5 protein-coding genes and 1 pseudogene are annotated in these 6,881 nt (G+C 62.3%); 1 reads left to right on the top strand and 5 read right to left on the bottom strand.

What is annotated here, in order from left to right; translation table 11 throughout:
• Window positions 1-255 precede the first annotated feature (255 nt).
• From BFW87_RS05335 to BFW87_RS05325, 3 genes are read right to left on the bottom strand one after another with little or no spacing between them, the layout of a single operon-like run.
• Window positions 256-1,353: a DUF1513 domain-containing protein gene (locus BFW87_RS05335; protein WP_078738913.1), complete on the bottom strand. Its 1,098-nt coding sequence runs from the start codon at window positions 1,351-1,353 to the stop codon at window positions 256-258.
• A 2-nt stretch (window positions 1,354-1,355) separates the two neighbouring features.
• Window positions 1,356-2,420: an imelysin family protein gene (locus BFW87_RS05330; RefSeq protein WP_078738912.1), complete on the bottom strand. Its 1,065-nt coding sequence runs from the start codon at window positions 2,418-2,420 to the stop codon at window positions 1,356-1,358.
• A 31-nt stretch (window positions 2,421-2,451) separates the two neighbouring features.
• Window positions 2,452-3,879, bottom strand: a complete 1,428-nt coding sequence (locus BFW87_RS05325) for a di-heme oxidoreductase family protein (protein WP_078738911.1) — start codon at window positions 3,877-3,879, stop codon at window positions 2,452-2,454.
• A 139-nt stretch (window positions 3,880-4,018) separates the two neighbouring features.
• On the opposite strand from BFW87_RS05325, the gene BFW87_RS05320 reads away from it, so the two are divergent.
• The gene (locus BFW87_RS05320) at window positions 4,019-4,582 is read left to right on the top strand and encodes an NAD(P)H nitroreductase (RefSeq protein WP_078738910.1); all 564 of its coding nucleotides are present in this window, start codon (window positions 4,019-4,021) and stop codon (window positions 4,580-4,582) included.
• 155 nt (window positions 4,583-4,737) lie between these two features.
• Here BFW87_RS05320 and BFW87_RS32570 read toward each other — a convergent pair whose 3' ends face one another.
• Both BFW87_RS32570 and BFW87_RS32565 read right to left on the bottom strand, forming a co-directional pair.
• The gene (locus tag BFW87_RS32570) at window positions 4,738-5,493 is read right to left on the bottom strand and encodes a methyl-accepting chemotaxis protein (RefSeq protein WP_439848376.1); all 756 of its coding nucleotides are present in this window, start codon (window positions 5,491-5,493) and stop codon (window positions 4,738-4,740) included.
• Between the two features lie 102 nt (window positions 5,494-5,595).
• Window positions 5,596-6,735: pseudogene (locus BFW87_RS32565) on the bottom strand (PDC sensor domain-containing protein); the annotation flags it as partial.
• Between the last annotated feature and the right edge of the window lie 146 nt (window positions 6,736-6,881).

Below are 6,881 nucleotides of genomic sequence, written 5' to 3'. Positions count from 1 at the left end.
GACAGCCGACCTGAGTGGTTGGATCAAAAGCAAGGTTCGGGGCGGAAGCTGGCTTTTGTGGGAGCTGGCTTGCCTGCGATGGCATCAACTGGGTGTGTCTGATATACCGAGGTGTCTGCATCGCAGGCAAGCCAGCTCCCACAGTTGGATCTCCATTTGTCTGCGGCTTTTGCCTAAAGTGATCCGCTGCAAGAGCAGAACCTATTTCAGCCGTTACCGCAGAAACGCTGATGCCCCTCCAACACCCAAAGCGCATCAAACCAAATGCAGGTGGTTATCCCAAAACCCTGCCGGCAACTCCATCGGCTTGGCCATAAGCGGCGCCTGGCGACAATCATAATACCGGCACCGCCCCTGACCCGACGTCACCACGAACCCATCCGCCACCGCACCCACGCCGGCGCAATCGGGCAAAGGTCCGTCCAGGCGCAGCTCACCGCTGTCCATGTCCCAGATAAAAAACCGATTGCCCCGCGGCGCCGTTAACGCCACCAGGCGTAATTCACTGTGCACCGCGACACTGGCTGTGTAATGCCCCATCGCCTGCAACTGCTCGTCTGCCACGGGAAACGCCACAAACGTCTGCCCCGGCCGCTTGATCGCGAGCAACTCGGAACGTTCCTGCGACGGCCCCATGAACTGCTGCCCCGTGAGGATCGTGCCATCGCTGGCAATGCCCATATGGCGCACGCTGTTCATCTGTTGGCCCAGGGTTTCCTTGCTGATCAGGCTGCCGTCGCGGTGCATCAGCACCAGGCTCGGCTCCATGGCGTTGAGGTTCATCTCCACCCGGCTTTCGGCCTCGGTGCGAATGCCGCCATTGGCCACCACCAGGGTTTCGCCATCGGGCATCCACGACACCTGATGCGGCCCGATGCCGTGGGTGGAGATTTCCCCACTGTGCACCAACCGCTCGCCCTCGAACTTATACACACCGAGCAAGCCACGGCCCGGGTCGGACGTGTCGTTCTCGGTGGCGTACAGCCAGTCGCCGCTTTTGTGAATCACCGCGTGGCCATAGAAGTGGCGATTGGCGTGGGAGGTGATGGTTTGCAGCAGCGCGCCATCACGCAAGTCAATCAGGTAACTTTCGGTGCCCGGGCGACGGGCGACGAACAGGGCAATCGGCAGCGTCGGGTGGTTGATGATGTCGTGGCAGCGCTGGCCCACCTGAGTGGCAAACACCTGTTTGCCGTCCAGGCGATAGCCCACGGCGTAGTGCTTGCCGTCTGCATCATCCCGCGCCGAGAGCAGCAGCGGGCCCTTGTCTTTCTGTTTGAACAGCGTCCAGCCACCCAGCGTGATTGCGCTGAGCAGCAGGCTGCCAACCGCCAAAGCCTGTCGCCTGAGCATCATCAGTCACCGTCGTTGGCGTTAAAGCCCAGTTGGATGCCCAGCGCCTTGGCCAGCTCGCCTTCGTGCAGGCGGTGGACCACGTTGAGGCTGTCGTAGAGGTCGTTGAGCTGTTGGCGCCCGGCATCGTCGGCCAGCAATTCGTTCAACGTGCGTTGGTTGCTGGCAAACAGTTTCAGGGACGCGGCGTAGGCGGCGTCGATTTTGTCGGCCAACGGTTTTTGCTCGGCCGGCAACAGGCCGCGCAGGCCTTTGTTGTCGACGCCGACCCACACGGTCTGGGCCGCTGCGAGGCTGGCTTGCAGGCTTTGCAGGGACGACTGGCTGCGCCATGCGTCGGCCTGGAACGGCTGCGGGATGCCCTTGGTCTGGCGGCCCATCGGCGTGCCGAGCTTTTTCTTCAGGGTATCCAGCGCCGTTACCTGCACGCGCAGGAGATCAGCGATGGCTTCGTGGGAATCGGCGTAGCGCTGGTTCGGAAACTTGGTCATCTGCGCGAGCATGCCGTCGGTGCTGTTCCAGCTCGCCAGGATCTCTTCAGCCAGGGTTTTCTGGCGTTCGCCAATGGCCACCAGCAGCGGGCAGTAACGGGCTTTCTGGGCTTCGTCGGCGACGTCGGTTTTGGCGTCGTAGAGGATGTATTCGTAGGCCGACAGGCCTTGCACCACGACGCTGGACTTGGCCAGTGCGGCACCGTCGATTTGCGGCTGGGCGGTAACAAGCTGTTCGACCTGGCGCCCCACGAGGTTTTTCTTGTCCGGCCAGAACTGCACCTGCCACGAACGGTTGCCCTCGGCCAGTGGGCCGATCAGCAGCGGTTGCAACTCGGCCCAGGCTTTTTGCGCGTGGAGGAAGTCAGCGCGGGCAGTGTCCAGGCTCTCCTTGCCCTGGCAGTAGGCCAGCGCACTGACCGCCAGTTGACGGTCGGCTTCAACCCAGCGGCTATAAGTGGGCAGAATCACTTGCTTGGCGATGGCCGCCGAGGTCACCGCTTGCGGGTCCTGGGGCGAGCACGCGCCGAGGGCGAGGGCGGCCAGGCTGGTGAACAACAACTTGGGACGGAACATGTCGAGCTCCCTTCTGTAATTGTGGCAACGCTTATAAAGAATTCAGGAACGCCAGCAACGCAGCGCGCTGCTCGGCATTAAAGGACAACACATGCTGCTGCGCCGTTTGCGCTTCGCCGCCGTGCCACAGCACGGCTTCGAGCAGGTTGCGGGCGCGGCCGTCATGCAAAAGCTGGGTGTGGCCACTGACGGTTTGCGTCAGGCCGATGCCCCACAACGGCGGCGTGCGCCAGTCGCGGCCACCGGCCTTGAATTCGCTGCGGTGGTCCGCCAGCCCATCGCCCATGTCGTGCAGCAGCAGGTCGCTATAGGGGCGGATCACCTGGTTGGCCAACTCGGGTTCGGCCGCGTTGGCAGCCGTGGTGAACGAGGGCTTGTGGCAACCCTGGCAGCCCGCTTGATAGAACAGGTTTTTACCGGCGAGCACCTGCGGCGTGTTGACGCCACGGCGCGCCGGCACGGCGAGGTTGCGGGTGTAGAACAGCACCAGGCGCAGGATGTTGTCGCTGACTTCCGGCTCGCCGTCGGGGCCGTTGCCGTTGGGCGCCTGTTTGCAGGCGACTTGGGCGTCGGTGCAGTCATCAAAGGGTCTCAGGGACGTGGTGAGGCCCATATCACCAGAAAACGCGTGAACATTTTGTTGATTAAGGTTGGGTTGCCCGGCTTTCCAGCCGAAACGCCCGAGGACGGTTTTTTGTTGGGCGTCATCCCAGACCTGATTCGCACGGCCGATGAGGGCTTCTTTATCGGCGGTCTTCGGGTCGGTGTTGCGCAGAATATCCGCATCGCTGATGGCTTCAAGCAAGCCCAGGCCGATCATCGGCGGGGCGATGCGCGCGGAAAAAAGTGTATCCGGATGCATCGGGCCGTAGCCGAGCTGGGTGATCTGCAGGTCAGGTTTGCGCAGCTCGACGACGGTGCCGTCCTTGAAGGTCACGTTGACCGGCGTGTAGTCGACCCGCACTTTGCCCTCAGGCGCTACGCCCGGCACGGCCATGTCTTGCAGTTGCCCGCCGTAGACCGGCTCGGGCACTACGCCGACCTGCTCGATAAGTTTGGCAAAGGCTGGCGTATCCGGGATAGACAGACGCACCAGCATCGACACGGCGTTCGGCGCGTCTGGCAATGGCGGGTGGCCACGGCCGTCCTTGATATGGCAATTCTGGCAGGCGTTGGTGTTGAACAGCGGGCCCAGGCCATCGCGCGCGGTGGTGGTGGACGGCGCAATCACCCAGGGGCTGCGAAAGAAACTGTTGCCGACGCTGAAGTCCAGGCGGCGGGTGGGCGCCAGGTTGGCCGAGGGCAGGGAAAATGCGTTCTGGTCGCGCTTGTTCACCGTGGTCGCGCCGCCCGCCCGTGATTCACCCGGCTCTGCCTTGGTGAAGCGCGGGGCGTCGTCGCACGCAGCCAGGCTCAAGGCCAGCAATGCTGCAGACAGGCGAAATAGCGAACGGAACATCGAGTTTCCTGAACGGCGGCTGAAAATAAGGCCGCAAAGTCTAACAGGGCGGGGCGGATTGAATAAGAGCAATTATCGTTTGGTGGTATCCGATTCATTCCCGCTAGAATGGCCGCACATTTTTCTCTGGAGGTGGCCAATGCAGGCTCTCGACGCTTTGCTCAACCGTGTTTCCGTACCGCGTTTGCTGGAACCGGCGCCGACCCAGGAGCAGCGTGATGTGCTGTTCGCCGCCGCCATGCGCGCGCCTGACCACGGCCAGTTGCGCCCGTGGCGTTTCCTTACCGTGGAAGGTGCAGCCCGTGAGCAGATGGGCACGCTGCTGGCCGAAGCTGCGCGTTTGCAGGACGCCGACGCGCCGCAAGCGGCTATCGACAAGGCGCAGAACGGCCCGTTGCGCGCGCCGCTGGTGGTGGTGGTGATTGCCCGTCTGCAAGAGCACTTCAAGGTGCCGAAATCCGAGCAGTTGCTGGCGGCCGCCTGTGCGGCGCACGGCATTCTGCTGGCGGCGTACGCTCAAGGGATTGGTGCGGTGTGGCGCACGGGTGAATTGTCCTACTCGGCTCATGTTGCCAAGGGCCTGGGGCTGACGGCGGGTGAGGAAGTGATTGGCTTCCTTTATTTGGGGACGCCGCAGAACCCGCCGCGTGTGGCGGCGAAAGAAGATGTGGCGGCGTTTGTGCAGGCCTGGCCGGGTCTGTAACCCGGCACAAATCTGCTCTCTGTGGGAGCTGGCTTGCCTGCGATAGCGGTCTGTCCGTCAATGAGTGTGTGACTGGACCACCGCCATCGCGGGCAAGCCCGCTCCCACACAAGCCCGGCTCCCACAGGGGATCTACAGCGCCTGGAGGAGTGGGTTTACACCTTGAACTGATCCATCAGCTTCATCTGCTGGGTCGCCAAGGCATTCAACTGGCTGCTGATCGCCGCCGACTCGGTGGCCTGGCCCGTCAGGGTTTCAGTCACGGTACGGATTGCCGACACATTGCGGTTGACCTCTTCGGCCACCGCGCTTTGCTGTTCGGCGGCGCTGGCGATTTGCAGGTTCATGTCGCTGATCACCGTCACGGCGTCGCTGATCTTGCCCAGGGCCTGCACGGCTTGATGGATCTGTCCGGCATTGCTCTGGGCCTGATGCTGGCTCGAATGCATGGTGGCCACCACGCCACGGGTGCCGCTCTGGATGCGCTCGATCACCTGGCGAATTTCTTCCACTGAGTCCTGAGTGCGCTTTGCGAGGTTACGTACTTCGTCGGCCACCACCGCAAACCCGCGCCCGCTTTCCCCGGCGCGCGCTGCTTCGATGGCTGCGTTGAGGGCCAGCAGGTTGGTCTGCTCGGCAATGCTGCGGATCACTTCCAGCACTGAGCCAATCTGCTCACTGTTCACCGCCAGGGCTTCCACTTCCGTCACGGCCTTGCTGACTTCGTCGGCGAGGGTGGTGATGTCGCGGGTGCTTTGCTCGATGATCGACATGCCCTCACGCGCCGACTGATCCGCCCCGCGCGCCGCGTTGGCCGCGTTGGAGGCGCTGTTGGCAACCTCATGGGCGGTGGCGCTCATTTCATTCGACGCGGTCGCCACCTGATCGATTTCGCGGAACTGCACCTGCATGCCTTCGCTGGTCTGGCGCGCGATGGCGGACGACTGATCCGCCGTGCCGCGTGCTTCGGTAATGCTTTGCTTGATCTGCGCGATGGTCGGTTGCAGCTTGTCGAGGAAGCGGTTGAACCAGTTCACCAGTTCGCCCAGCTCGTCTTTCTTGGTGTAGGCCAGGCGTTGAGTGAGGTCGCCCTCGCCGCTGGCGATATTTTTCAGCATCGCCGCCACGTTATTGATCGGACGGGTGACGCCGGTTGCGGTCAGCCAGATCAGCAGCAAGCCGAGCAGGGCGGCAGCGGCGCCGACCAGCAAGGCCTTGAGTGTGCCGGTGGCCTGGGCTTTATCGAGTACGCCTTGCAGCTTCACTGTGTCCGCCAGCATCACGGCCTTGGGCAGTTTGATCACGATGCCCCAGGATTTGGCATCGGCAATCGGCTTGACCGGGTACACGGCGCGAATGGTGTCGTCCTGTTCGCGGATCATGGAGGTGCCGCTGGCGAGCAATTGCACGATCTCTTTACCTTCGGCGCCGAGGGTGTCGATCAGGTTCTTGCCGACCTTTTCCGGCTCACCGCTGTAGGCTGCAATCAGGCCCGTGCTGGACAAAATCTCCAAGTGTGCCGCGCCGTCGAACAGCTCCTTTTTTGCCGCGTCTGTCGTCGCTTGCAGGGTGTTGAGGGCCAGGTCAACGCCGACCACACCGATCACTTTCCCGTCCACGATCAAGGGCAGTGAAATCGTGGTCATCAGCACCGATTTGCCGGCCACTTCATCGGCGTACGGGTCGAGCAGGCAAACGCTGCGGGTGTCACGAGGGCAGGTGTACCAGATGTTGTAGGGCGTACCGCTGAGGTTGGGGGTGGTTTTGGTCAGGTCGTCTTCGACCATGATGGTGTTCAAACCGGTGCCCGCGGCGCGGCTCCAGTAGCTGGAGAAACGGCCCTTTTCGTTGGAGACGCGGGCTTTGTCGTCGATGAATTCGCTGTCCTTGCCGTCCAGGCCATTGGGTTCGAACGACAGCCAGATGCCCAGCACCTTGCTGTTGCGTTCAAAGGTGGTCTTGAGGCTCTGGTTAAGTTCTTCACGCAGTGCCGCAGCTTCCAGCCCGCGTTTGGCTGCGGTGTCCCGCAGCCCTTTGACCTGGTCTGCGAGGGCGGTGACGACGGTCAGGTTCTCGCCGAAGGTTTTCTGCAACTGCACCGCCTGTTCGGCAGCCTTGGCTTGCAACAGGTTTTCCACACTGTGGGTGAGCATTCGCGAGCTTGAATCGCTGATCAGATGATCGTTCTGGTCTGTTTCGTAGAGGTTGATGCTGATGATCAGCGCGATCACACCCACCAGGCAAAGGCCGGAAAGCAGCACGATTTTCAAGCGGATTGAGAGGGTGTCGAACATAGGTT

Origin of the sequence: Pseudomonas fluorescens (genome assembly GCF_002022275.1) — a bacterium.
Taxonomy (GTDB): Bacteria; Pseudomonadota; Gammaproteobacteria; order Pseudomonadales; family Pseudomonadaceae; genus Aquipseudomonas; species Aquipseudomonas fluorescens_AJ.
Note: the sequence above shows the minus strand (reverse complement) of the source record. Positions and strands in the feature narration are given on the sequence as shown.